The sequence below is a fragment of the Desulfosporosinus sp. I2 genome, assembly GCF_000960765.1.
Classification (GTDB): Bacteria; Bacillota; Desulfitobacteriia; order Desulfitobacteriales; family Desulfitobacteriaceae; genus Desulfosporosinus.
Genome location: NZ_JYNH01000295.1, coordinates 1 through 944 on the forward strand (window position 1 = coordinate 1; position 944 = coordinate 944).

The 944-nt window shown below is 47.4% G+C and carries 2 tRNA genes and 1 rRNA gene; all 3 read left to right on the top strand.

The annotated features are described in order from the left end of the window. Window positions 1–166: ribosomal RNA gene (locus UF75_RS29550) — 16S ribosomal RNA — on the top strand; the annotation flags it as partial. A 399-nt stretch (window positions 167–565) separates the two neighbouring features. Continuing rightward, window positions 566–642, top strand: a tRNA-Ile gene (locus UF75_RS25760). Window positions 643–736: 94 nt separating this feature from the next. After that, window positions 737–812: transfer RNA gene (locus tag UF75_RS25765), tRNA-Ala, on the top strand. Window positions 813–944 lie beyond the last annotated feature (132 nt).

Sequence of the window (944 nt, forward strand, 5' to 3'; positions counted from 1 at the left end):
TATGCTGTAAGGTAAGCTTTGACCAAAGAAGCCAACATGCAATCGAATATCGTGCATCGAATTTCGAATCTCGAATTGGAGCTAGCCGTCGAAGGTGGGGCCGATAATTGGGGTGAAGTCGTAACAAGGTAGCCGTATCGGAAGGTGCGGCTGGATCACCTCCTTTCTAAGGAGAACCAAATCGAGGTTCGAAGTTCGATGCCCGAGGCACGAAGGAAACGAGTGCTAAGACATCGAAGAATCTCTGGTTTTATCCTAAGGGTCGATTCTTTCGACGGACGAAAGTTCGAAGAAAGATCAAAAGAGTCGCAAGACTCAAGCCGAGGGATCGGCAACTCATTGGAATAGCTGTTGTTTAGTTTTGAGAGACCAGGTAATCGAGGCGCGAGGTTCGATGCTCGAGGCGAATGAGAATTCGCTTCGCGAATGGAGAACTGAGAAGCACGGTTTAAATGGGAACTCAGCAAAAGATAATCGAGTTCGAAACAAAGCAAGATGAAGATTTACTTTAGCCGCAAGGCGAATTAGATTCGAGCATCGAGCCTCGAACTTCGTGCATCGAAATGGGCCTGTAGCTCAGTTGGTTAGAGCGCACGACTGATAATCGTGAGGTCGATGGTTCGAATCCATCTAGGCCCACCAATAAAGAAGTTAGAGTGCAGAGGCCGGAGGTCAGAAATGACAAGCAAACCGGCAATGGAACTGAATCTAGCATCTAATATCGGACATTTAAAATGGGGGTTTAGCTCAGCTGGGAGAGCACCTGCCTTGCAAGCAGGGGGTCAGCGGTTCGATCCCGCTAACCTCCACCATTATCGAGGTTCGAGGCACGAAGATCGAGGTTCGAAAGAACTTAGACTCTAGTGCAAAGGATTTCGCGCATGTTCTTTGAAAACTGCATAGAGAAATAATCTAGTAAAGTCGAAAGAATTCACTTCGAAACG